The following is a 22,368-nucleotide window of genomic DNA, read 5'->3' as shown; positions in this document are numbered from 1 at the left end:
GGAGCGGAACAGCCGGCGGAAATACTTTTTTAGCGGAACGCATTTCTCTTTATTTTTTTATGTTTTTGCAGTATGAATGAGTTGTCAATGTTTATGCGAGGTATCGTATGTTCCGTTCCTTTCAAGAATTGTGTTCGGCCCTTGCCGCCAGCGATAAGAGTTTGCTGGCTGTGGCGCAGAATCATTTGAATAATTTAACAAAACCGGTCGGCAGTCTCGGGCGTTTGGAAGAATTTGCCGCTAAGCTTTTCACCATTTATCAAGGAAAATTTCCTTTTGAAACAGACCCCGCGCTTCATGTGCTTGCCGCCGCCGATCATGGCGTGTATGCGGAGGGGGTCGCCCAAAACCCGCAGGAAGTGACGCACCTCATGATTTTGAATATTTTATCGGGAGGCGCCGCAATCAGCGTTTTGGCAAAACAAAATGCCATGGATATTCTTTTGCTCGATGCAGGTCATAAAGGCGTTTGTCCGGAGCATGGGCGGGCAAGAAAAATCAACGCTCTTGAAATGAGCGGAAATATCGCCCGTGAGGACGCCATGAGTTTGGAGCTTTGCGAACAGCTTGTTTTAGCGGGGGCGAATGCCGTTTGCGAGGGCGTGCGGAAAGGATACGGGATTTTTTCCATCGGGGAAATGGGCATTGCGAACACCACGCCGGCAACCGCTCTTTTTTGCGAATATTTCGGGCTTGACCCTTTTGAAATTACCGGGCCGGGGGCTGGCTTGTCAAAAGAAAGGATCGCGCATAAGGCGAAAATCATCGGTCAGGCTTTGCACAGGCACAAAAACACATATCCGAATGCGGACGCGCTGCAAGTATTGGCAAGTTTGGGCGGTTTTGAAATTGCGGCATTATGCGGGGTTGTTCTTGGGGCAAGTGCGCTGAAACATCCTGTCATCATTGACGGTTTTATTTCAACCGCGGCTTATGCGGCGGCATATTCCATCAATGCCATTGTCAAGGATTATGCGTTTTTAAGCCACGCTTCAGCGGAACCCGGATATCAGAAAATCATGCGGTGTCTGGGCGAAAAGCCCATGCTTGATTTATCCATGCGTCTCGGTGAGGGGACGGGGGCGAGCCTCGCCTTGCAGCTTCTTCGTTCCGCCAAGGTCATTTACAATGAAATGGCGACATTTGCAGACGCGAATATTGAAATAGACACGTATCTGCCAAAATACCATGCTGACGGTCAATAAGTTAAGCAAAAGCTTCGGCATAAGAACAGGAATAAGCGCAAAACAAGATTTTTTCGCAGTGCATGAGGTGAATTTTCACTTAAAAAAAGGCGTATGCCTCGGACTTGTGGGAGAATCCGGCTGCGGCAAGTCCACGCTTGCGAAAATGCTTGTGGGGTTATTGCCGAAAAGCGGCGGGGAAATTCTGTATAAGGGAAGACCCGTTGAGGAGAATTTTTATAATCCCTATGCGCTGCAAATGATTTTTCAAGACCCTTTTTCTTCGTTAAATCCGCGGATTTGTGTTGGAAAAAGTATCGGCGAACCATTGAAAATCAACAAAAATAAGGCGCAGAAAATATCCCGCAAGGCTTTGCGGGAAGCTGTGGAAAATATTTTGGAAGAAGTGGGGCTTGAAAAAGAATATTATTTTCGGTATCCCCATGAATTTTCAGGCGGTCAGCGTCAGCGTATCGCCATTGCAAGGGCGATTATCACAAAACCGGAGCTTTTGGTTTGCGATGAATCCGTTTCCGCTTTGGACGCTTCGCACCAAGCGCAGGTTTTGAACCTGCTTTTGGATTTGAAAGAAAAATACGATTTAACCTATCTGTTTATTTCGCATAATCTGCAAGTCATTTCTTTCATGTGCGATGAGATAATGGTCATGTACGCGGGTGAAATCGTTGAACAGGCGCCGCGGAAAGCGTTGTTTGAAAACCCTTTGCACCCGTATACGAAAGCTCTTATCGCCTCGGCTCCGTATGTTGGCAAGCCCCGGCAGGAACTTGTTTTGCAGGGGGAAATGCCAAGCCTTTTGCAAAGGCGGCTCGGCTGCGCTTTTGCAAGCCGCTGTCCTTCGGCGCAAAAGAGATGTCTGGAAGAAAAACCTTGTTTGTCCGGCAGCGCGGATCATAAGGCGGCATGTCATTTTATCGGTTGAGGAGATACCATGTTTTTTAGAAGTTCCCGTGAAAAGCAAACAACGGTCTTGTGTCCGGAGTGTGCGAAAGCCTTGCTCATAAAAAGGACCTGCCATGAAGCCTATATGTATTGCGGGCATTGCGAAAAATCTTTTGAATTGAAAGATTTTATTCCGCAAATGGACGCAGCGATGGAAGAATTTTTGGAAAATCTTTATTCAAACAGAATTTAATGCACGGAATTTGATGTCAGGACAAGACCGTGATAAGCGTGCGCATTGCGGATGCATATAAGAGCAGCGCAAAGATTTTTTTCAAAATCTGCACAGGCAGGGCATGGGAAAGTTTCACTCCTAAAGGGGCGATGAGCATACTGGTGAAAGCTATGCAAAGCAGGGCTTGGATATGGATATAGCCAAGATTTGTGCGCGGCAGGTCCGCAACGGAATATCCGGAAATAAGATAGCCCAGACCGCCGGCTAAAGCCAAACTCCATGCCAAAGCGGAGGAAGTGCCGATAGCTTTGTGCATATCGCCTGTGGTGTATTTTAAAAACGGCACGAAGATACTGCCGCCGGCAAGTCCGACAAAACTTGAAAAAGCTCCGATAATGAAAGCGGTTATCCGATAGGCGGCAGGGCTGAAATATTTTGCGGAGCTTTTTGGGGAAATATCAAAAAATATCTGCGTGGCGACGCAAAAAAGAAAAACAAGCAAAATCCAGCGCATGAAATCCGCAGAGAAAAAATTCGCAAGTCCCGCGCCTATGAGCGTGCCTAAAATAATGAAAGGACTCATGACACGCACAAGATCCCAAAGCACGCATTTATGTTTTGTTTGGGCGTAAGCACTGGAAAATGAGGTAAAAATTGAAGCGGAAAGCGATGTCGCCACAACCACGTGCATGATATGGTGAGGCGGAATTTGCTGCGTGTGTTCAAAAACGATGATAAGAAGCGGAACAATGACAAGTCCGCCTCCTATGCCGAGAAGTCCGGAAAAAAATCCTGACAATATTCCGCAAAGGATATAAACGCTTACGGCAATCATTTTTTATATCGCCTTACCCGGATAAGGGAACCGTCTTTAAGCCGGACGGTGTCATAATCGGGGTGTTCTTTCCATTTTTTACAGAAATAAAGCAAAATAAAACCGATGAGGAACATGGGTAAACAGAGGATTTGCCCCATGGTGAAACAGCCGGAAAAGTAGCCGTACTGCGGGTCGGGAATACGGAAAAATTCCGCAAAACAGCGGGCGAGGGCGTAACCGATACAAAAAACAGCGGATAACAGCCCCTTGGGGGGATTTTTCCGTGCGAGGAAAAACAGGATTAAAAATAAAAGCAGTCCCTCAAGCCCCGCCTCGTAAAGTTGGCTGGGGTGGCGGGGAATTGTTCCGCCGCTCGGAAAAATCACAGCCCATGGAAGTTCCGTTTCACGTCCCCAAAGTTCGCCGTTGATAAAATTTCCTATTCTTCCGCAAAAAAGTCCGATGGGAATGCAGGGTGCTATGAAATCCGTCAGTTCAATATAATCTTTTTTATTTTTATGCGCCCAATAGAGCAAAACAAGCAAAACACCTGCAAAGCCGCCGTGAAAAGACATGCCTCCCTGCCAAATTTTGAGCATGTCCAACGGGTTGGAAAGGTAATAAGACAAATCATAGAAGAGAATATAACCGATTCTTCCCCCTAAAATAACGCCGAGAATGACATAGGTTATCAGGTCTTCCACATCATTTTTACTGAAATTGGAAAAGGGAAGTTTTGAAAGGTATCTGGCAATTGCCCAGCCCAAAAAAAAGGCGATCACATACATCATGCCGTACCAATGGATATTGATGAAAGGTCCGAGAGAGAAAAACACAGGATTTATGTCGTGCTGATAATACATACCCACTCCTTTTATGACACTTCTTTTTAGCAGAGAATGGATATTTTGCAAAGCTTTTCTCCTTGGTAATTTTTTTATTGCAATTCGTCGGAAATAATCGTAAATAAAGCTTTAATTTGAAAATAGGTTTCAAAATACGGACTCCATTGTGAAAAAGATGAGAAAAATGAAAAAGATGAAAAAATTGCCGTTTGTTTTGTATGTCATTTGCGTGCTGCTGCCTTGGCAGGCTTATGCAAACGATTTTACGATAGCTGTGAGTATCGCCCCTGAAATTGAGTTTGTACAGGAAGTTGTGGGGGAACGGGCGAAAATCGTCTGTGTTATTCCGGAAGGGGGAAGCCCTGCAAGCTATGCCCCGAGCCCCAAGGAATTGGTCGGTATAAGAGAAGCGAAACTTTATTTCACCATCGGTGTTTTTGCGGAAAAATTGAATATTCTCGGTATGCTGCCGGAATCGCTGCGCGTGGTGCCCTTGCATGAGGAAGCCGCAAAAAAATATCCGGAATTAAGCATAGGCGCGAGCCGTGACCCGCATATTTGGCTTTCTCCGCGGCGGGTTATGGCAATGGTTCAAAAAATTGCCGAAGAAGTAAGCGGGGTGGATCCTGAACACGGTGCTGAATATTATTTAAACGCGCAAAAGTATATTGAAAAACTGCAAAAAACGGACACGGAAATTAAAGGTATGTTTACGACAGGCTCCCGAAAAATATTTATTGCGTTTCACCCTGCTTTCGGATATTTTGCCGATGATTACGGCTTGGACATGTATGCCTTGGAAAAGCACGGCAAAGAGGCAGGCGTGAAATATTTGCAGGAACTTATCGATATTGCAAAGAAAAATAATGTGAAAGCGATTTTTTATCAAAAGCAGACGGCAAGCCGGCAAGTACAGGCTTTCGCGCGGGAAATCGGCGGAAAAGCTGTGATGCTGAATCCCTTGGCGAAGAATTATGCCGATAATTTGCTGCAGTTAGCGAAAACCATGCAAGAAAACATGTGAAATGAACGTAGTATCCATTCAGAATTTAAACGTTTATTACGCACAGCATCAAGCATTGAAAAATGTCAATCTGGAAGTGGAGGAAGGGGCTTTTTTAGGCATTTTAGGCCCCAATGGCGGTGGAAAATCAACGCTGATAAAAGCCGTTGCCGGCAGCATTCCGTATTCCGGAACCATTAAAATCTTCGGAGCGCCCCGCAATTTCTCATGTTTGGGCTATATGCCTCAATCTAGTGATTTGAACAGGAAATTTCCTATCAATGTGCTTGAAGTTTGCATGAGCGCCTATTTGCGCAAAAAACGGCATTTTTTTTATCGTTATACGAAAGCTATGCATGAAGAGGCGATGGAATGTCTTTGTTTGCTGGGCATTGAGCATTTGGCGAAACGGACCATCGCGGAGCTGAGCGGAGGGGAATTTCAAAAACTTCTTCTTGTGCGCACGATTTTGACCGATCCGAAACTGCTGCTTCTTGATGAACCTACCGCCAATATCGACCCCCGATCTTCCGAACATATTTTTGAAGTCTTGGCGGGATTGAATAAAAAAATGACCATTATCATGGTGACGCATGATTTGTCCGCCGTCGCTTCCTGTGTGAAGAGCATAGCCTGTTTGAGCCAAACCCTGATTTATCACGGAGAGCCCAGGCTCAATGCCGATATTTTAACGAAAATGTATGGCTGCCCCATTGATTTGATCGCCCATGGGCACCCGCACCGCGTTTTGCCTTATCATGTCCATGACGGGGAAAACGGCGGATGTTGTGAGATGGGACTGGAACACCGCCGTAGTGAGGCGGATGATATTTTGTAGTCAAGGTTGTTTATGTTTTCTGCGTTATTTGAATATCAATTCCTGCAATATGCTTTCATTGTCATTGTGCTGAGCAGTATTGTCTGCGGTATTGCCGGCAATTTGATCATTGAAAAAAAAATGCTCATGATAAGCGGCGGGCTTGCCCATACCGCATACGGCGGAATCGGGCTTGCGTATTTTTTGGAATTTGATCCCATGCTCGGAGCCTTTTTCTTTTCCCTTTGCTCGGCTTTGTTCATCGCTTTCTTGTATAAGAAATCCCATGTTTCCCATGATATTTTCATCGCCCTTTTCTGGGCGCTCGGCATGGCTCTCGGCGTTATTTTCATCGGGCTTATTCCGGACTACACTCCGAATATTGAAGCGTATCTTTTCGGTAATCTCTTAACGGTTTCAAAAACCGATGTTTGGGCAATGTTCGGGCTTGCCGTGTTCATTGTGCTGAGTGTTTTCGCTTTTTATAAAGATTGGCAGGTGTTTTTATTTGATGAGGAATTTGCACGCTTGCAGGGCATAGCGGTAACTTTCTATCATTATTTTTTATATGTGCTTGTGACGTTGTGCATTATTTTATTGATCCGGGTGGTGGGCATAATTTTGGTTTTGGCTTTGCTCTCCGCTCCGGCTGCCAGTGCGGCGCTTTGCATGCGGTCTTTTAAAGGCAGGATAGTTGTTTCCGTTTTGTTTTCTTTTTTGTTCGGTTTTTCAGGGCTGTGGCTTTCTTATGTTTTGGATATTTCTTCCGGGGCCTGCATTGTTGTTTTCGCTTTTTGTTTTTATTCGGCGTTATTGGGCATTATGCGGAACAGAGCGTGAAATTCATGGCTTTTGTTTGAAATTTGCATTGTTATATTGATAACGGCGCGATTAATCGAAAAAAAAACGGAGAAAAAATTCTCCGTTTTTTATGCTGCTGTGTTTTTAGCGGGCATTATCAAAAAAGCGCGTTCCGGGCGTTTTCTCTTATCCGAATTTGCAGGATATTTTTTTACCGTTTTGTAGTGTCATTCATACGGATTAAAATTTGAATTTCTTAAGGCGTTCCACTGCTTCAAGGGTATTTTCATAACTGCCGAAAGCCGTCAGCCGGAAATAGCCTTCACCGCACAGTCCGAAGCCCTGACCCGGAGTGCCCACGATATTGACCTGATTAAGCAGTTCGTCAAAGAATTTCCAAGAATCGTTGATCGGAAGTTTGAGCCACACATAAGGAGCGTCAACTCCGCCATAAACCGTGAGCCCCATATTGGCGAAGCCCTCGCGGATATGTTTTGCATTGAGCAGGTAAGCGTCAATCAGTTCTTTGACTTCTTTTTTGCCTTGTTCGCCGTGCACGGCTTGGGCTGCGCGCTGTACCACATACGGCGTGCCGTTGTATTTTGTCGTTTGGCGGCGGAGCCATAAATCACGAAGAGCCGCGCTGCCGCCGTTTTTGGTTTTCAAAGACAGGTTTCTCGGAATAACCACATAACCGCAGCGAAGTCCGGTAAACCCTGCGATTTTGGAATAGCTTCTAAATTCAACGGCGCATTCTTTGGCTCCCTCGATTTCATAAATGCTGTGGGGGATGCCGGGGGTGCGGATAAAGGCTTCATAGGCGGAGTCGAACAAAATAATGCTTTCGTTCGCCCTTGCGTAATCGACCCATATTTTCAATTGTTCTTTGGTCAGGACAGTTCCCGTCGGGTTGTTGGGATAGCATAAATAAATGATATCGGGACGTTCCTTTGGAAGTTCAGGCACAAAATTGTTTTCAGACGTGCAGGAAAGGTAGATGATTCCTTGAAAACGCCCGTCTTTTTGAGCTTCCGCCCGTCCCGCCATGACGTTGGAATCCGCATAAACGGGATATACGGGGTCGGTAATGGCAACTTTGCAGGAAATGTCGAAAAGCTCCTGAAAATTGCCGATATCGCTTTTCGCGCCGTCACTGACGAAAATTTCATCCTTTTCAAAGCCGAACTGCGCGAAACAATCATTGACAATGGTTTCACGCAAAAAATCATAGCCTTGTTCCGGACCGTAACCGCGGAAGCCTTCGGCTGTCGCCTGTTCGTCAACGGCTTTATGCAGTGCCGCGATAACAGAGGGAGGAAGGGGTTTTGTCACATCGCCGATACCGAGACGGATAATTTTTTTGTCCGGATTTTCAGCGGAATATTTATTCACTCTTTTTGCTATTTCTGAAAAAAGATAACTGCCTGCAAGGTTTTGATAAAAATGATTTGCTAATGCCATAATGCCTCACTATAAATAAAATATTTCTCTTGTTTTATAAGTAATTATTTTTATTAATGCAACGGATTAATATGAGGAATTTAAAAATCGAAAAGAAAATTCTCGTTTTGAAAAAAGAATAAGTGACAAGAGAAAATGCTTGTGCTATTAAAAACTTACTTGTTAGTCAACTTATTAAGAGAGGAATTTTTTTATGGATATGCAAGAAGTACGGAAAATTGCAAAAGAGCGTATGCAGGGTTTTTGCAGGGTTTGTCCTGTTTGTGACGGAAGGGCCTGCGCGGGGGAAACTCCCGGAATGGGGGGCTGCGGAACGGGTTCTTCTTTTCATAATAATATGAAATCATTGAAAAATATTCATGTCAACATGCGCCTTATCCATGAAGTGCGCAACCCTGAAATCAGCTGTTCCGTTTTAGGCATGGATTTGGAAATTCCGGTGCTTGCCGCGCCTATCGGCGGTGTTTCTTTCAATATGGGCGGAAAAATTACCGAGGAGCAATATGTGAAAGCCGTGATTGACGGCTGTAAAGAAAGCGGAACCATCGGCTGTACCGGGGACGGCGTGCCTGCTTTTATTCATGAAAGCGGATATAAGGCGATAAGCGAGGCGGGCGGTTTCGGCATTCCTTTTATCAAGCCGTGGGATTCCAAGGAATTTGATGAAAAATTGGAAAAAGCCATTGAAGCGAACTGTTCCATTATCGGTATGGATATTGACGCGGCAGGGCTTATCACTCTTGCGAAAATGGGACGCCCTGTTTCTCCGAAAAGTCCGGAAGAGTTGAAAACAATTGTCGATAAAGTTCATGCCAAAGGCAAAAAATTTATTTTGAAAGGTATCATGACCGCCGCCGATGCGCGGGCTGCCGCCGATGTCGGATGTGACGCCATTGTTGTTTCCAACCATGGCGGACGTGTTCTCGACCATGCGATGGGAGTTGCGGACGTGCTTCCCGAAATTGCCCAGCGCGTCAAAGGGCAGTTGACGGTTTTGGCTGACGGCGGCATTCGTGACGGCGTGGATATTTTGAAAATGCTGGCGCTTGGCGCTGACGCCGTCATGATTGGCAGACCTTTCAGCATAGCCGCTGTCGGCGGGGAAAAGGAAGGCGTGAAAGCGTATATTGAAATGCTTAAAGGTCAGCTCAAATCCACAATGGTTTTGGTGGGCTGTCCTTCTGTTCAGGAAACCAGCATGCGCCTGCTCAGCATTCCAAAAATTTATTAAATCATATTATTACATATAGTTATATAGAAAGCCTGTCGTTTTTGACAGGCTTTTTGCATAAATATTTTCTTGCAGTATCTATAAGTATTCTTTCCACAATTTTGGGCAAAGAATGTATCATACGGGCTTTTGCGGTATGAATTTATTTGCTGTTATTTTCGGAAACATTCTGGAAATATCCTCCCGTTATTTTAGGCAGGATGTTTTATTTTTTGTAGCGTATATTACATTTTTTCTTTTATATTAACGGTATGGTAACAATACGTATGTTGGCGCATACGTAACACAGCAGAAATTCAGGCAGCAACTGGAGTATGAAACAGCATTCTTTCAGAAAAAGTTTAGCTGAAAAACTTCGCTGTATGTTTTTTTCAATGAAGTGCGGCTCATAAAATGGGTACTTGAATGAAGTTCTTGTTTGATACATTGGACGGATAACGTGTAATATTTGGTGAGCTGTTGAGCTTTAATTTATAAAATTAAGGAGAGAAAATGCGTAAACTTGTTTCATTTTTAGCCGGTGCGGCGTTGGCTGCTTTATATCTTGTTCCATCTGTATCTTTGGCATATGAAGCCATTTGCGGACCTTTAGGGGTTCTCCAGTATGAAAAGGACAAATCGTATGGCGGATATGTTCTTTATACGAATCATTTAGGAGGAACAAAAACCTATCTCATTGATCTTGAAGGTAATGTTGTCCATGAATGGAATCATAACGGTCGTCAGGCATTCATGGCAGAGCTTCTTCCCAATGGTAATTTGCTCCGTGCTGAACAAGGGGCTGATACTCCGGTAACCTTTGGCGGCTGGCATGGTTCTTTGCGTGAATATGACTGGGACGGCAATGTTGTATGGGAATATACTGTACGTGATAAAAACAGGGTTGCTCACCATGGTTTTGACCGTTTGCCTAATGGCAATACAGCCATACTTGTATGGGAAAAAATGTCATGGGACGACATGATTGCCAAAGGACGCGACCCTAACGATCCGACTATTTACAAAAATGGCTTTAAATATCCTGACGGAAGAGTTTTGGAAGGCGTATGGCCAGATTCTATTCTTGAAGTTGACCAAAAAGGCAATGTTGTTTGGGAATTTCATGTAAAAGACAATATTGGTACAGCAAAGGACCAATGGAATCCAAATTATCATCTTCCATATGGCTATAAACCGGCTTATTTTGCAGGTCCAGACTGGACACATTGGAATTCTGTCCGTTATAATCCGGAAACGGATCAATATCTTGTCAATTCGCGGGACTGGGGGGAAATGTATATTGTTGACCGCAAAACCAAAAAAATGGTTTGGCGTTGGGGCAATCCCTATGCCTATGGAGCAGGAACAAAAGTACAAGGTTATGCCCGCAGCGGCGACCAAATTTTATTCGGTTCCCACGACTGCAACTGGCTGCCTAACGGGAATGTAAGTATTTTCGATAATGGCACTATGCGTCCAGACGGCAACCACAGTGCTGTTTATGAAATTGAACGTGACGGAACATTTAATGGCGGTAAAATTGTTTGGACTTTCAAAACCGATGATTCCAACAGCTTTTATTCCGACTACCAAAGTGCTGCGCAAAAACTCCCAAATGGCAACTGGCAAATCACTTCAACAAACAATGGACATTTGTTCGAAGTAACCCCGGCAGGTGAAGTGGTATGGGAATTTGTCAACCCAATGTCCGGAGATGTTCCTTATTGTGTAAAGAAAGATGAAAACCCTTGGACACAAATCCACCGCTCTTTCCGCTATGCTGCAGATTCCCCGCAGCTCAAAGGACGTGCTCTCACGCCAATCCGCAAGCTTGCTCCAAATTGTCCTGATTGGAAAGCGTTGCTTGATTTTAAACCTTCACCAAATGGAAACGCGGCTCCGACAAATGTAACCAACCCGACCCCGGTTCATAAGTAATATATAACGTGCTGGAGGTTTTCCAAAATATTTAGTTAACTTCCGGTCAAAACTGTTTGTCATTATTTTTTAAAGTGTGTTTCATAGTTATCATGGCAACGTATATTAACTAATGTGAACACCCCCTAATAAAAAAGAAAAAGCCCGGCAATTTTGTATTGCCGGGCTTTTTCTTTTCATTTATTCAATAATGAACTTTGCGATGAAGAGAAGGGCGAGGATGTAAGTCAGCGGGTGGATTTCCTTGAATTTTCCCATGGAAATGTTGATAATCACATAGCTGATCACGCCCCAGGCAATGCCGTGGGCTATGCTGTACGTGAGGGGCATGCCGATAATGGTGATAAAGACAGGGATTGAAACGGAAAAATTGTCAAAATCGATTTCTTTGATCGGGCTGATCATGAACAAGCCGACAACGATAAGCGCAGGAGCCGTCGCCGCTGAGGGGATAAGCAGAAAAATTGGCGCCAGGAGCAAAGAAATAAAGAAGAAAACGGCGATGACGAGAGCTGTCAGACCTGTTCTGCCGCCTGCGGCAACCCCGCTTGCGCTTTCAACATAGGAAGTGACGGCGGAAGTGCCGAGCACCGCGCCTATGCAAGTACCCATCGCGTCCGCCAGAAAAGCTTGCTTCGCTTCCGGAAGCCGTCCGTCCTTGTCCAAGAGATTGCCTTTGGTCGCGACGCCGACAAGCGTTCCCACCGTATCGAAAAGGTCGACAAAAAGGAATGTTGTCAAAACAAAGAGCATATCGGTGGTGAAAACCTGTGAGAAATCAAATTGCCAGAATGTCGGCGCAAAACTCGGCAGGGTTAAAAAACTTGAAGCGGACAATGTGTCCAATTTGGTAACGCCTAAGAACGCTCCGATAACGGTTGCGAATAAAATTCCGTATAACAAGGCGCCGCAGATTTTATATATCAACATGACGGAAACGGCGAAAAGTCCGATAATGGTGACAATGGCGTTAGGGCTCGTGATGTTTCCCATGGAAACAAGCGTCGCCGGATTGTCGATGACAATGCCCGACCCCTGCAGGCCGATAAAGGCGATAAAAAGTCCGATACCCGCTGAAATGGCTTTTTTTAAATCAAAAGGTATGCAGTTTAGAATAGCTTCGCGCAGATTGGTGATTGTCAGAAGAATGAAAATAAGACCTTCCAGAAAAACGGCGGTTAGGGCGAATTGCCAGGAATATCCCATGCCGAGGCAAACGCTGAACGCGAAAAAAGCATTAAGCCCCATGCCCGGCGCAAGACCTACGGGCAGGTTGGCATACAGCGCCATGATTGCGGTTGCTATGGCGGAACTCAGGGCTGTTGCCGCAAAAACAGAACTTGCGTCCATGCCCGCCGCGCTTAAAATACTTGGGTTGACCGCCAAAATATACGCCATAGTCATAAAGGTCGTGATACCTGCCAAAACTTCCGTTCTGATTGTCGAACCTTTTTCTTTGATTTTGAAATAGGCATTGATATCCATGTTTTTCCCTTCCGTATTGTTTAAGGTTGATATTGTTGAAAGAAAATTTTTAGCAAAGGTTTTAGTAAGTTGCAAGAAAAAAAAGACATCGGGAAGGTGCGGGGAACATTATGCCGGAAATCCGCCATTCGCCGGAGACAGGCAAAAATTTACAAAATTGTGAAAAGATTAAAAATGCGTATAAATATTTTTCCAAGCATGCCTAATAATGCTTGACCATTGGAGCTTAGATACGTATACTTTTATGTTACAAGATATCAACATACAGGCATCATGCCGTGAAAGGAGAATACTATGCCGGGTTTGGAACCTACCCCATTTATTTGGTTTGACGGTGAACTTGTTCCTTGGAGCGACGCCAAGATTCACGTTTTGACACATGCGTTGCACTACGGAACAGGATATTTCGAGGGGATCCGCGCGTATAAGTGCGCCAACGGGCAGTCAGCCGTATTCCGGCTTCGCGAGCATATGCAGCGCATGGTGAATTCTTCCAAAATTTTGGCTTTGCCCTGCCCTTATAATGTTGATGAGCTTTGCAAGGCGACCATCGATACCCTTGTCGCCAACAAGATGAGCTCCGCGTATATCCGTCCGCTCAGTTTCGTGGGCTTCGGAAGCCTTGGCGTATATCCCGGAGAAAACCCCATCAATACCATTATCGCCGTTTGGAACTGGGGAGCGTATCTCGGAGCGGAAGCTCTCGAAATGGGCGTGCGCGTGAGAACCAGTTCTTTTAACCGTATGCATCCGAATACCCATATGGGAAAAGCGAAAGCAAGCGGAAACTATGTGAACTCCGTGCTTGCGAAAATCGAAGCTGTGCGCGACGGTTATGATGAAGCTCTCATGCTTGATACGAATGGTTTCGTTTCCGAAGCCACAGGCGAAAATGTTTTCATCGTGCGCGGCAAAACCATTAAAACAACGCCTCTCACTTCCATTTTGGAAGGTATCAACAGGGCGAGCGTAATCACTCTTGCCAAAGACTTGGGCTATGAAGTCGTTGAAACGCAGTTCACCCGTGACGAGGTTTACTGCGCCGATGAAGTCTTCTTCAGCGGTACCGCCGCCGAAGTCACCCCCGTACGCGAAATCGACAACCGCATTATCGGGCAGGGCAGAGCCGGCGAAGTGACGAAAGTTTTGCAAAAAGCGTTCTTTGAAATTGTTCAGGGCAATAATCCTAAATACAAAGAATGGCTTACCCCTTATTCTTATTGATTTGAGTTTTTGTCATGGCGAATATTTCCCTTGCAGCAAAATACCGTCCTCAAACGTTTGCCGAAGTTGTGGGGCAGGATACCGTAAAAAAGGTGCTTTCCCTCGCTTCTTTGCAGGATAAGGTCGCGCCCGCGTATCTGCTGAGCGGAACAAGAGGGGTGGGAAAAACCACGCTTGCAAGAATTTTTGCCAAAGCATTGAATTGCGCAAACGCCCCGACAGCCGAACCCTGCAACGAGTGTGAAGCGTGCAGACGTATCACGCAGGGGGCGTTTGTCGATGTCGTTGAAATTGACGGAGCGTCGAACCGGGGCATTGACGATGTGCGCAGGCTCAGGGAATCTATCGGTTATTCGCCTTTGGAAGGGCGGTATAAGGTTATCATCATCGATGAAGCCCACATGCTGACAAAGGAAGCGTTCAATGCGTTATTGAAAACGTTGGAAGAACCTCCCCGCGGCGTTGTTTTCATTCTTGCCACGACGGAACAGCATAAATTTCCCATTACCATTTTGAGCCGCTGCCAGCTCTATGTTTTTAAACAAGTGCCCGAACAGAGCATTGAAAAACATTTGGCTTCTGTTCTGCAAAAAGAACATATCGCCTTTGAAGAGGAAGCCCTGTCCCTTATCGCTCGCCGCGCCATGGGCAGCGTGCGTGATTCCATGTCTTTGCTCGGGCAGTGTTTGGCGCTTTCTCCCGACGATGTCGAGGGGTACAGGCTGGAGAGCCGCATTGTGCGCCAGACCTTGGGACTTGCGGGCATTGAAGTCATGGACAGGCTCTTGCAGGCCATGCAGAAGCAAGATGTCGCAAAAACGACTGTGCTTGTGCGTGATGTGCTGGCTGAAGGTGTTGATATCGGTTTCTTTTTGGGGGAACTTGTGCGTTTGCTGCGTAATTTGTTCATGCTTAAGGAAGCTGGAAAAGAAATTCTATCCGATTTGCCTTTGCGTGAGGTGGTGCGTCTTGAAGAAAACGCAAGCTATTTTTCCACGGCTTTTCTGCATGCGGCATGGCAGATGGTTTTGGAAAACCAACGCCGTATTTTGCAGAGCTACGAACCTGCTGCCGCGCTTGAGCTTTTGCTCCTGAATTTAACGCTGCTGCCCCGTTTGCTTCCTCTTGAAAAAGTTCTTGTACCGGATACGCGGAAAGGCGGTATGCCGGGGGAGTAGCTGCCCCTTGCGAGAACATTCTTGCGGAAAAGGGGGCGGAAACAGTTTCTCACAAATCGTATTCCGATGAAACAGAGATTGTCGAAGCCAAAAAGCGGGAATTTCAGAATATCATAGAGCAGGCTAAAAAAGCCAAAGAACCTTGCGATGCGGATAATGCCGGCAGGCTTGGCGAAGAAGGAAAAAAACGTTTCGCCGTCCCTGTTTTTGCAAAAGAAAACGCGCTTGCAAAAGAAAGTTTTTCTGCTGAAACAAGAGAAAATACGGAAAATGTTTCAGTCGGAAACCCTTTAGCGGCACAGCCGAAAAAGGAAATTGTTCCGGATTATAAGCAGAAAATCCAAGAAGCCCGAAAGGCGCAGGCTGAAAACCAAAATCGGGCGTTTAAAAGTTCAAGCCCGGAAAAAAATATTCCCATTGACGCTGAAAATATCATCAATACACCTTTGACGGCGTTTTCAAACGCTTTTTCCGAGTCAGGTTTTCAGGAAGCGGAAGAACCGGGCGATTATTCCGATGAGGAAGCCCGCCTTGCCGTGTCTGCCCACGGCGGAGATGTTTTTCTGGATTTGTTTTCGGAAAACGCGCTTGCCGGGGAAGAAAAAGAAGCGCTCGATTGGACGGCGTTCTTATCCTATTGCGAGGAACACGGCTTTCCTATGGAGTATATTCCTCTTTTGCAGGGGCTGAACGTTGTGTTGACTAAAGAACGGTGTTTTATTAAAGTTTCTTCCGGACCTCAAGCGACAATTTTTGGCAAAGTGAAAAACCAGCTTGAAAATTTGCTCTGTACTTTTTTGCAAAGAACCGTTAAAATACAGTCGACCATTGTTGCGTATGAACTGGTAAGTGATGACGAATTGCGTGAAAAGGCTGAAAATAACGCGCAAATTCAATTGCTTATGAAAGAGTTTGGGGCGGAGATATATAGGTGTTACGACCTCAAGCATGAGAGAAAAAACTAAGGAGTATGGTTTTGAAAAACATGAATGATTTAGTGCGTCAGGCACAAGTTATGCAAAATAAGATGGCGAAATTGCAGGCTGAAATGGCGGAACGCGTTGTTGACGCAAGTGCCGGCGGCGGCATGGTGAAAGTGAGTGTCAATGGCAAGAACGAATTGAAATCCATCACTATTTCTCCCGAAGTGACAAACGATGTGGAAATGTTGCAAGACCTCATCGTCAGCGCCGTCAACGAAGCGAACCGTATTGCGAAAGCCGACATGGAAAGGGAAGTTTCAAGAATCACCGGCGGTATTAAAATTCCCGGAATGTTCTGATATTTTGTTTTTGAAAAAGAAAACTTGAAAAAAGAAAAAAGGTTGTTTACGGATAACCTTTTTTTTTATATACTCATAGTACGCCGAATTTGTATCGCTACGCCTTTTGGGAGGTTCTTATGGCAACCCTGAACACGCTTTTTCATGAACATAAGAAGAGAAGCCTCATTGTTTCCCCGGTTGAAACAAGTATTTTCGATTTGCTCAAATGCGGTCCGGGACCTTCCAGTTCCCATACCATAGGCCCGATGAAAGCGGGCTATGATTTTTTATGCTTATGCCGTGAAAAACTTCCTGAATTTACCCAAAAGCCCGATCATTTCCTTGTGCGTTTATACGGCTCCCTGAGCGCCACGGGCAAGGGACACGGCACGTGTTCGGCTGTGCTTGCGGGTCTTTTGGGGCATAGCCCGGAAAAATGTCCGGCAGGCTTGCTTAAGAATTTGGGCAATAATCCGGACGAGCATTATACGCAACTGCTCGGGGATATTCCTATTACCTTGTCACTGCGCAATATTATTTACGATACCGTCGTGCATGATTTTCCTTATAACAATACGCTGGTGATTTCGCTTATGGACATGAAAGGCGAAGCGCTTTTCGAAAGGGAATATTATTCCGTGGGCGGCGGCTTCATCCAATGGAAAGGTTGGAAAGCTCCGGAATTCGGAAAGCCCGTACATCCCTATCAGTCCATGAAAGATTTGCAAAACCGTCTTGAGGAAACAGGGCTTACTTTGCATGAGCTTTTGCTTGACAATGAAACCGCCATAACCGGGAAATCCCGTGTTGAAATTTTGCAGTATCTTGATGAGCTTATTGAAACGATGATTATGGGGGTGAAAAGGGGGTTGTCGAAAGAGGGCGTTTTGCCTGGAACGCTCAACGTGCACAGAAAAGCGGGCGTTTTGTATGAAAGGGCGAAGACGCTGAATATTTTTCATGAACGTTTTTTAACGAATTTAAACGCTTACGCCATGGCGACAGCTGAAGAAAATGCGGACGGCGGAGTTATTGTCACAACGCCGACTTGTGGTGCGTCCGGTGTTTTGCCGGCTTTGCTGTATGCTATGCGTTATGATATGCATATCGGGGACAGGGCTGTGCGCGAGGGATTTTTAGCCGCCGTCGCCATTGGTTTTTTGGCGAAACACAATGCCGCTATCGCCGGAGCGGAAGTGGGGTGCCAAGGGGAAATAGGGGTGGCTTCCGCCATGTCCGCCGCCATGCTGACCCATGCCCGCGGTTTTAGTGCCGAATATACGGCAAACGCCGCTGAAGTCGCCCTTGAACATCATTTGGGGCTGACATGCGACCCCGTGGGCGGATACGTGCAAATTCCCTGCATTGAACGTAATGCCGTCGGGGCTGTGAAAGCGTATAACGCCTTTTTGCTCGCTATTTCCGAAGACCCGAAAAGCCATAGGGTGAGCCTTGATTCCGCTATCGAAGCTATGGGCGAAACAGGACGGGAAATGAATGCGAAATTCAAAGAAACGTCCCTCGGCGGTTTGGCTGTTTCCATGGTCAATTGTTAGATTTTGTTGTATCTGATTTTTAAATTTTCGTTTTTTTGCGGAGGAAATTTTCAGAAACGTTTTTTCCGCACTTTCCTGCAATGTTTTTTAATATATTGGTGATAATTGAATTACTTCTGCGGCTGCGGAACAAAAAAATAGCGGGCATGGGGGAAAATGTTTCCCCCATGGAGCGAAAGTTTTTTGTTATTGAAGCTGCCGCACCGCTTTTAAAAACGTATCGGAAACATTGTCCAAACGTTGCAGGCGGGGCAGATCGTCGCTTTTGACTGCGCCTTGCCTGTTATAAAAATCAATCATTTCCAGCAGGAAGTTTTTCACGGTGCTTTGATTGGCGTCATTTTGCCTGAACATGCCGATTTGTTCCGCCAAAGGATATATGCGGTGAAGTTCCAAATCACGCAATGCCGTTTCCATATCAAGCTCCTGCCCTATCCATTCTTTGTAGAACTGTATATATTCCTTGGCGATTTCCTGTTTATCCGCATGCAGTATCCGTTCAATGCCCCTGAAGTAAAGCTGCATCACTTTTTCAATTTGTTCGGGATGTCTGGAAGCGTAGTCCGAATTTGCGACAAGAAAAACATATTGTTCAATGCCGCACGTTTTTCCGTTGGCGATTTGTACAAATCCGTTTTTTTCCGAAACAAGCGTATAAGGCGACCATGTGGCGAAAATATCGCCCATGCCGGCTTTGAATGCTCCTGAGGCGGCTCTCGGGTCAAAGCTTTTCAATTTTAAATCGCTTTTTGTCAAATCGAAACGGTCGAGCCAAACATCAAGCAATAACTCCGCGGAAGTATTTTTCGTGTACAAAACGGTTTTGTTTGCAATCAATTCTTTGGAACCGCAAAGTCCGGGATATTCAGCAAGTTGTCCCTTTACGGATACAATCGGGCTGTCTTTATGAACATAAACGGCGTTTGCTTCCGATTCGTTATTCGCAATGCCGATAAGCAGCATTTTATGGGCATGGACCGAGGTCAATGCCGGTTTCATGCCGATTCCCGCCACCGCCCAATCGGTGGATTGCAGGGACTTCGCTATTTCATCGCCGGATTGGAAATGCAGCAGTTTCAAATTGATTCCGAGTTCCTTATCCCATTGCATTTTTTTCGCGTACCAAGGAATGAAGGCTTCATGTTCGCTTTGCCATGCCGTCGTTATTTCGGCTTCATCGGCATAAACTGCGGCATAACCTGCCGCCGGAGCGGAAAAAAACATGATACCCAATATTGCAGTGCTGATTTTGTCAATAAATTTCATATGTTCTCCATGGGGGTGATAGGGTTAAAGCATGCCGAAAACGCATTTTCCGCCGATAACGGCTGCAAGGACGGCAATGTCTTTAATGGTTTCTTTCGGTGTTTCGAGCGGATTTTTATCAAGTATGACAAAATCCGCAAGTTTGCCTTTTTCAAGGCTGCCTTTTATTTTTTCTTCATGGAATTGATACGCCCCCCAAATCGTGACGGCTTTCAAGGCGTTGTAAACATCGATTTGCTGTTCTTCTCCCAGAATCTCGCCGGAAGCGGTTTTTCTGTTGACGGCAGACCAAACGGAAAAAAGAGGGTCTATCGGGGTAACATAGGTATCGTTGTGCAAGGTAAAGGGAATATTGCGGCGCAGCGCGCTTTGCAGGGGATTGATTCGTTCGGCGCGCTCCTTTCCCAAAAAGATGTTCTTATGCCTGTCGCCCCAAAAATACGTATGCGTGACAAAGAATGAAGGAATGAGTTTCGCTTTTTGCATACGGTCGAGCTGATCTTCCCTGACTGTCTGGCAGTGAATGATGATGTGCCGGACGTCGTGGCGGGGATATTTCTGTTGTGCGTGTTCAAAGGCTGCGATGATATCTTCTATGGCGTTGTCGCCGTTTCCGTGTATGGCGATCTGCCAGCCTTGCTTATGAAATTTCAGCACCAGTTCCATGAGGCTTTCACGGGAGCGGGTGGGATAGCCAGTCCATGAATCGTGCGGAAGACCGTGATAAATCATCTTATGATACGGTTTTGACAAATAGCCCGTATAGGCTTGCAGACTTCCGTCTTGAATGAGTTTGACAGCGCCCAGGGAAATATACTTGTCTTTGGTCAGCTGCGTCCCCGGCTTCGTGTTCCCGAAGTTATCCAAGTCCATGTATCCCAAAGGAAAGCGGGGTAGCAGCTGTACGCGGCATTTGAGCATGTTTTTTTCATGGGCTTTGAAAAAACTGTCCCACATGCTTTGGGTGACATTTCCGTCCTGTGCCGTTGTCACGCCTTTTGAAACATAGATTGAAGAGGCGTGTTCGACGGCTTTTTGCCATTTTTCTTCCGTCATGGGCAGTCCTTTTTGGAAAAAAGGCTCCATGGCGACAGGTTCTTCGACAATACCGGTGAAATTTCCCTGTTCGTCGCGCTGATAGCGGCCGCCTGCGGGGTCGGGCGTGTTTTCGGTTATGTTCGCAAGCCGGTAAGCGAGGCTGTTCGCCAAAAGGATATGTCCGGAAATATGGCGGATGACGAGCGGATGTTCGGGGGCGATTTCGTCAAGTTCCCGTAAGGTATAGTGCCTTGCTTCCCGAATGGATGTTTCGTCAAAGCCTCCGCAGATGATCCATTCCCCTTTTTGTTTGGTTTTGCTGTGTTCCTTGATTTTTTGGGCAGTATCTTGGAGCGAACGCAATGTTCCCAAAGGATAAGGGGAAAGGTCCAAAAAATATAGGTATTGCTGTCCTGCGCGCATGAGATGGCTGTGCCCGTCATAAAATCCGGGAAGCATGGTTTTCCCGCGCAGGTCGATACAGGCGGTTTCCTCATTTTTGTATTGCAGCACTTCAGCATGGCCGACAGCAAGAATGGTATCGCCTTTCACCGCCAAATGGGTGGCGGTTGATTTTTTACCGTCCATGGTGATGATATTTCCATTGTAATAAATTTCTGTTGCTTTAATCATAAGGACTCCTGCCCATGCACGGTGTTACGGTATTTCTTCAATTCCTTGAAAAGAATCCTCGCTACAATCAATATGCTGACAATAACGAAGAAAGCGCTGATCGGGCGGGTGAAAAACACCGTATAATCATTATTGAACAAGCCTATCGTCCTTCTAAAATTTATTTCGATGATTCCTGAGAGGATCATTGCCAAAAGAAGCGGGGCCAACGGTATGGACGCTTTTGTAAGGACGTATCCGAGCCCGCCGAAAAAGATGAGGGAAATCAAATCAAAATTGTTGTTATTGAGAGCATACGCCCCGACAACGCAAAGAGTGCTCACTATCGGCATTAAAATTCCGCCGGGAATCCGCACGATTTTTGCAAAAATCCTTACGGAAAACAAACCGCATACGAGCATGAAAAGGTTGGAAAGAAACAGTGCGGTGAAAATGCTGTAAACAAGGGTTCCCTGTTCGTGGAAAAGAAGCGGTCCGGGGGTCAAGCCCTGAATCATCAATGCCCCTAATATGATAGCCGTTACGACATCACCGGGAACCCCCAAGGTGAGAAGGGGAATCAACGCTCCGCCGGTTACGGCGTTATTGGCGGATTCTGTTGCGGCAAGACCTTCTATGGAGCCGTTTCCGAATTTTTCAGGGTGTTTGGAATGTCTTTTGGTTTCACTGTATGCGGCAAAGGACGCTGTGCCCGAACCGGTGGCGGGAATGATACCTACGAACGTTCCGATGACCGAACCCAGCAGCAATGCTTTTTTGCAGAGCCAAAATTCGGAAAATGTGACACCTTTGCGGGAAATTGTTGCGGCATTGAGCGTTGTTCCTTTTAGAATCGATTCAAGGGTCACAAGAACTTGGGAAAGGGCGTAAAGCCCCACAAGGGCGGGAACCAAGGCGACTCCGCTCATTAAATTGATACTGCCGAAAGTCATCCGCATATCCCCGGAAAGAGGGTCCATGCCTATCATTGCGATAAGAAGACCGAGAGCAGCGGATATGCAGCCTTTCAGCAAAGCCCCCTCTGAAAGGGAAGCGACAATGGTCAATCCGAAAAGTCCCAGTGCGAAATATTCTGGAGCGCTGAAATCCAGCGCGAAAACAGCCAACTGCGGAGCAATGGTCGTAAGGACGAAGCAAGAGAAGATACCTCCGATGAAAGAAGCCCATGTCGTCATTTCAAGCGCTTTTAGGGATTCTCCTTTTTCCGTGAGCTTCGGACCTTCGAGCATGGTTGCGGCAGCGGCGGCGGTTCCCGGCGTGCTGACCAAAATCGCCGTGATGCTTCCTGCATAAATAGCTCCGCAGTACATTCCCAAAAGGGCTGAAAATGCAGTGACAGGCGGAAAGCCGAACGTCAGCGGAATCAAGAGCGCAACACCCATGACGGCTGTCAGCCCCGGCAATGCGCCGAAAACGATACCCAACGCAACACCGATGAAGTTTGCGATAAGAGCTTCAAGTGTCGTTGCGGAATTGAAGGCATTGATAAACATGTCAAACATGGCGGTAT

Annotated in this window: 19 protein-coding genes and 1 pseudogene; 13 read left to right on the top strand and 7 right to left on the bottom strand. The window is 46.1% G+C overall.

The features are described 5' to 3' along the window. Positions 1–107: 107 nt before the first annotated feature. Genes cobT through JBF11_RS06690 form a run of 3 tightly spaced genes read left to right on the top strand, consistent with a single transcriptional unit; the run spans position 108 to position 2,340 of the window. Positions 108–1,205 (top strand): nicotinate-nucleotide--dimethylbenzimidazole phosphoribosyltransferase, encoded by a 1,098-nt coding sequence (gene cobT / locus JBF11_RS06700; RefSeq protein ID WP_334314722.1) that lies wholly within the window; start codon positions 108–110, stop codon positions 1,203–1,205. Then, positions 1,189–2,127, top strand: a complete 939-nt coding sequence (locus JBF11_RS06695) for an ABC transporter ATP-binding protein (protein WP_334314721.1) — start codon at positions 1,189–1,191, stop codon at positions 2,125–2,127. Before cobT ends, JBF11_RS06695 begins: the two co-directional genes overlap by 17 nt. A 9-nt stretch (positions 2,128–2,136) precedes the next feature. Further along, positions 2,137–2,340: a dual CXXC motif small (seleno)protein gene (locus tag JBF11_RS06690; protein WP_334314720.1), complete on the top strand. Its 204-nt coding sequence runs from the start codon at positions 2,137–2,139 to the stop codon at positions 2,338–2,340. Between the two features lie 16 nt (positions 2,341–2,356). Here the strand turns inward: JBF11_RS06690 and JBF11_RS06685 are convergent, their stop codons facing one another. Then, positions 2,357–3,157: a sulfite exporter TauE/SafE family protein gene (locus tag JBF11_RS06685; RefSeq protein ID WP_334314719.1), complete on the bottom strand. Its 801-nt coding sequence runs from the start codon at positions 3,155–3,157 to the stop codon at positions 2,357–2,359. Then, positions 3,154–4,002, bottom strand: a complete 849-nt coding sequence (lgt, locus tag JBF11_RS06680) for a prolipoprotein diacylglyceryl transferase (RefSeq protein WP_334314718.1) — start codon at positions 4,000–4,002, stop codon at positions 3,154–3,156. Before lgt ends, JBF11_RS06685 begins: the two co-directional genes overlap by 4 nt. Before the next feature lie 166 nt (positions 4,003–4,168). Here lgt and JBF11_RS06675 point away from each other — a divergent pair, with 166 nt between their 5' ends. Genes JBF11_RS06675 through JBF11_RS06665 form a run of 3 tightly spaced genes read left to right on the top strand, consistent with a single transcriptional unit; the run spans position 4,169 to position 6,644 of the window. Beyond that, positions 4,169–5,008: a metal ABC transporter solute-binding protein, Zn/Mn family gene (locus JBF11_RS06675; RefSeq protein WP_334314717.1), complete on the top strand. Its 840-nt coding sequence runs from the start codon at positions 4,169–4,171 to the stop codon at positions 5,006–5,008. A gap of 1 nt (position 5,009) precedes the next feature. Beyond that, positions 5,010–5,825, top strand: coding sequence for a metal ABC transporter ATP-binding protein (locus tag JBF11_RS06670; RefSeq protein WP_334314716.1), 816 nt, complete (start codon positions 5,010–5,012; stop codon positions 5,823–5,825). A 12-nt stretch (positions 5,826–5,837) separates the two neighbouring features. Beyond that, positions 5,838–6,644 carry a metal ABC transporter permease gene (locus tag JBF11_RS06665; RefSeq protein ID WP_334314715.1) on the top strand — a complete coding sequence of 269 codons (807 nt, stop codon included), beginning with the start codon at positions 5,838–5,840 and terminating at the stop codon, positions 6,642–6,644. A gap of 201 nt (positions 6,645–6,845) precedes the next feature. On the opposite strand, the gene JBF11_RS06660 is transcribed toward JBF11_RS06665, so the two are convergent. Then, positions 6,846–8,066 carry an LL-diaminopimelate aminotransferase gene (locus JBF11_RS06660; protein ID WP_334314714.1) on the bottom strand — a complete coding sequence of 407 codons (1,221 nt, stop codon included), beginning with the start codon at positions 8,064–8,066 and terminating at the stop codon, positions 6,846–6,848. 199 nt (positions 8,067–8,265) lie between these two features. On the opposite strand from JBF11_RS06660, the gene JBF11_RS06655 reads away from it, so the two are divergent. Both JBF11_RS06655 and JBF11_RS06650 read left to right on the top strand, forming a co-directional pair. After that, positions 8,266–9,297: an alpha-hydroxy-acid oxidizing protein gene (locus JBF11_RS06655; RefSeq protein WP_334316323.1), complete on the top strand. Its 1,032-nt coding sequence runs from the start codon at positions 8,266–8,268 to the stop codon at positions 9,295–9,297. A gap of 492 nt (positions 9,298–9,789) precedes the next feature. After that, on the top strand, positions 9,790–11,214 hold the full coding sequence (locus tag JBF11_RS06650) for an aryl-sulfate sulfotransferase (protein ID WP_334314713.1): 1,425 nt from the start codon (positions 9,790–9,792) through the stop codon (positions 11,212–11,214). A 180-nt stretch (positions 11,215–11,394) separates the two neighbouring features. Here the strand turns inward: JBF11_RS06650 and JBF11_RS06645 are convergent, their stop codons facing one another. Further along, the gene (locus tag JBF11_RS06645) at positions 11,395–12,699 is read right to left on the bottom strand and encodes an NCS2 family permease (RefSeq protein WP_334314712.1); all 1,305 of its coding nucleotides are present in this window, start codon (positions 12,697–12,699) and stop codon (positions 11,395–11,397) included. A gap of 294 nt (positions 12,700–12,993) precedes the next feature. Between JBF11_RS06645 and JBF11_RS06640 the strand changes: the two genes are divergently transcribed. From JBF11_RS06640 to JBF11_RS06620, 5 genes and pseudogenes are all read left to right on the top strand, one after another. Beyond that, the gene (locus JBF11_RS06640; protein WP_334314711.1) at positions 12,994–13,923 is read left to right on the top strand and encodes a branched-chain amino acid transaminase; all 930 of its coding nucleotides are present in this window, start codon (positions 12,994–12,996) and stop codon (positions 13,921–13,923) included. A 14-nt stretch (positions 13,924–13,937) separates the two neighbouring features. Continuing rightward, positions 13,938–15,059 (top strand): annotated as a pseudogene (gene dnaX, locus JBF11_RS06635) (DNA polymerase III subunit gamma/tau); the annotation flags it as partial. A 488-nt stretch (positions 15,060–15,547) separates the two neighbouring features. Continuing rightward, positions 15,548–16,066 (top strand): hypothetical protein, encoded by a 519-nt coding sequence (locus JBF11_RS06630; protein WP_334314710.1) that lies wholly within the window; start codon positions 15,548–15,550, stop codon positions 16,064–16,066. 11 nt (positions 16,067–16,077) lie between these two features. Then, complete coding sequence (locus tag JBF11_RS06625; protein ID WP_334314709.1) at positions 16,078–16,383, top strand: YbaB/EbfC family nucleoid-associated protein; 306 nt, start codon at positions 16,078–16,080, stop codon at positions 16,381–16,383. A gap of 119 nt (positions 16,384–16,502) precedes the next feature. Further along, a complete protein-coding gene (locus tag JBF11_RS06620) occupies positions 16,503–17,921 on the top strand; it encodes an L-serine ammonia-lyase (protein WP_334314708.1) in 1,419 nt (472 codons plus the stop codon). Between the two features lie 186 nt (positions 17,922–18,107). Here the strand turns inward: JBF11_RS06620 and JBF11_RS06615 are convergent, their stop codons facing one another. From JBF11_RS06615 to JBF11_RS06605, 3 genes are read right to left on the bottom strand one after another with little or no spacing between them, the layout of a single operon-like run. After that, on the bottom strand, positions 18,108–19,187 hold the full coding sequence (locus JBF11_RS06615) for an ABC transporter substrate-binding protein (RefSeq protein ID WP_334314707.1): 1,080 nt from the start codon (positions 19,185–19,187) through the stop codon (positions 18,108–18,110). A gap of 24 nt (positions 19,188–19,211) precedes the next feature. Continuing rightward, a complete protein-coding gene (locus JBF11_RS06610) occupies positions 19,212–20,858 on the bottom strand; it encodes an amidohydrolase (protein WP_334314706.1) in 1,647 nt (548 codons plus the stop codon). After that, positions 20,855–22,360, bottom strand: a complete 1,506-nt coding sequence (locus JBF11_RS06605) for a tripartite tricarboxylate transporter permease (protein WP_334314705.1) — start codon at positions 22,358–22,360, stop codon at positions 20,855–20,857. The genes JBF11_RS06610 and JBF11_RS06605 overlap by 4 nt, the downstream gene beginning before the upstream one ends. Between the last annotated feature and the right edge of the window lie 8 nt (positions 22,361–22,368).

Source organism: Taurinivorans muris, from assembly GCF_025232395.1.
Lineage (GTDB): Bacteria > Desulfobacterota > Desulfovibrionia > Desulfovibrionales > Desulfovibrionaceae > Taurinivorans > Taurinivorans muris.
The sequence above is the reverse complement of the archived record's forward strand: the minus strand, read 5'-3'. Positions and strand labels throughout refer to the sequence as shown.

Bases quoted from the DNA above. Each gene is read 5' to 3' on its own strand.
- JBF11_RS06670 (WP_334314716.1), top strand. From the start codon at position 5,010: ATGAACGTAGTATCCATTCAGAATTTAAACGTTTATTACGCACAGCAT.
- JBF11_RS06685 (WP_334314719.1), bottom strand. From the start codon at position 3,157: ATGATTGCCGTAAGCGTTTATATCCTTTGCGGAATATTGTCAGGATTT.
- JBF11_RS06640 (WP_334314711.1), top strand. From the start codon at position 12,994: ATGCCGGGTTTGGAACCTACCCCATTTATTTGGTTTGACGGTGAACTT.
- JBF11_RS06605 (WP_334314705.1), bottom strand. From the start codon at position 22,360: ATGTTTGACATGTTTATCAATGCCTTCAATTCCGCAACGACACTTGAA.
- JBF11_RS06650 (WP_334314713.1), top strand. From the start codon at position 9,790: ATGCGTAAACTTGTTTCATTTTTAGCCGGTGCGGCGTTGGCTGCTTTA.
- JBF11_RS06610 (WP_334314706.1), bottom strand. From the start codon at position 20,858: ATGATTAAAGCAACAGAAATTTATTACAATGGAAATATCATCACCATG.
- JBF11_RS06660 (WP_334314714.1), bottom strand. From the start codon at position 8,066: ATGGCATTAGCAAATCATTTTTATCAAAACCTTGCAGGCAGTTATCTT.
- JBF11_RS06620 (WP_334314708.1), top strand. From the start codon at position 16,503: ATGGCAACCCTGAACACGCTTTTTCATGAACATAAGAAGAGAAGCCTC.
- JBF11_RS06695 (WP_334314721.1), top strand. From the start codon at position 1,189: ATGCTGACGGTCAATAAGTTAAGCAAAAGCTTCGGCATAAGAACAGGA.
- JBF11_RS06675 (WP_334314717.1), top strand. From the start codon at position 4,169: ATGAAAAAGATGAAAAAATTGCCGTTTGTTTTGTATGTCATTTGCGTG.
- JBF11_RS06690 (WP_334314720.1), top strand. From the start codon at position 2,137: ATGTTTTTTAGAAGTTCCCGTGAAAAGCAAACAACGGTCTTGTGTCCG.
- JBF11_RS06655 (WP_334316323.1), top strand. From the start codon at position 8,266: ATGCAAGAAGTACGGAAAATTGCAAAAGAGCGTATGCAGGGTTTTTGC.
- JBF11_RS06615 (WP_334314707.1), bottom strand. From the start codon at position 19,187: ATGAAATTTATTGACAAAATCAGCACTGCAATATTGGGTATCATGTTT.
- JBF11_RS06645 (WP_334314712.1), bottom strand. From the start codon at position 12,699: ATGGATATCAATGCCTATTTCAAAATCAAAGAAAAAGGTTCGACAATC.
- JBF11_RS06665 (WP_334314715.1), top strand. From the start codon at position 5,838: ATGTTTTCTGCGTTATTTGAATATCAATTCCTGCAATATGCTTTCATT.
- cobT (WP_334314722.1), top strand. From the start codon at position 108: ATGTTCCGTTCCTTTCAAGAATTGTGTTCGGCCCTTGCCGCCAGCGAT.
- lgt (WP_334314718.1), bottom strand. From the start codon at position 4,002: ATGTATTATCAGCACGACATAAATCCTGTGTTTTTCTCTCTCGGACCT.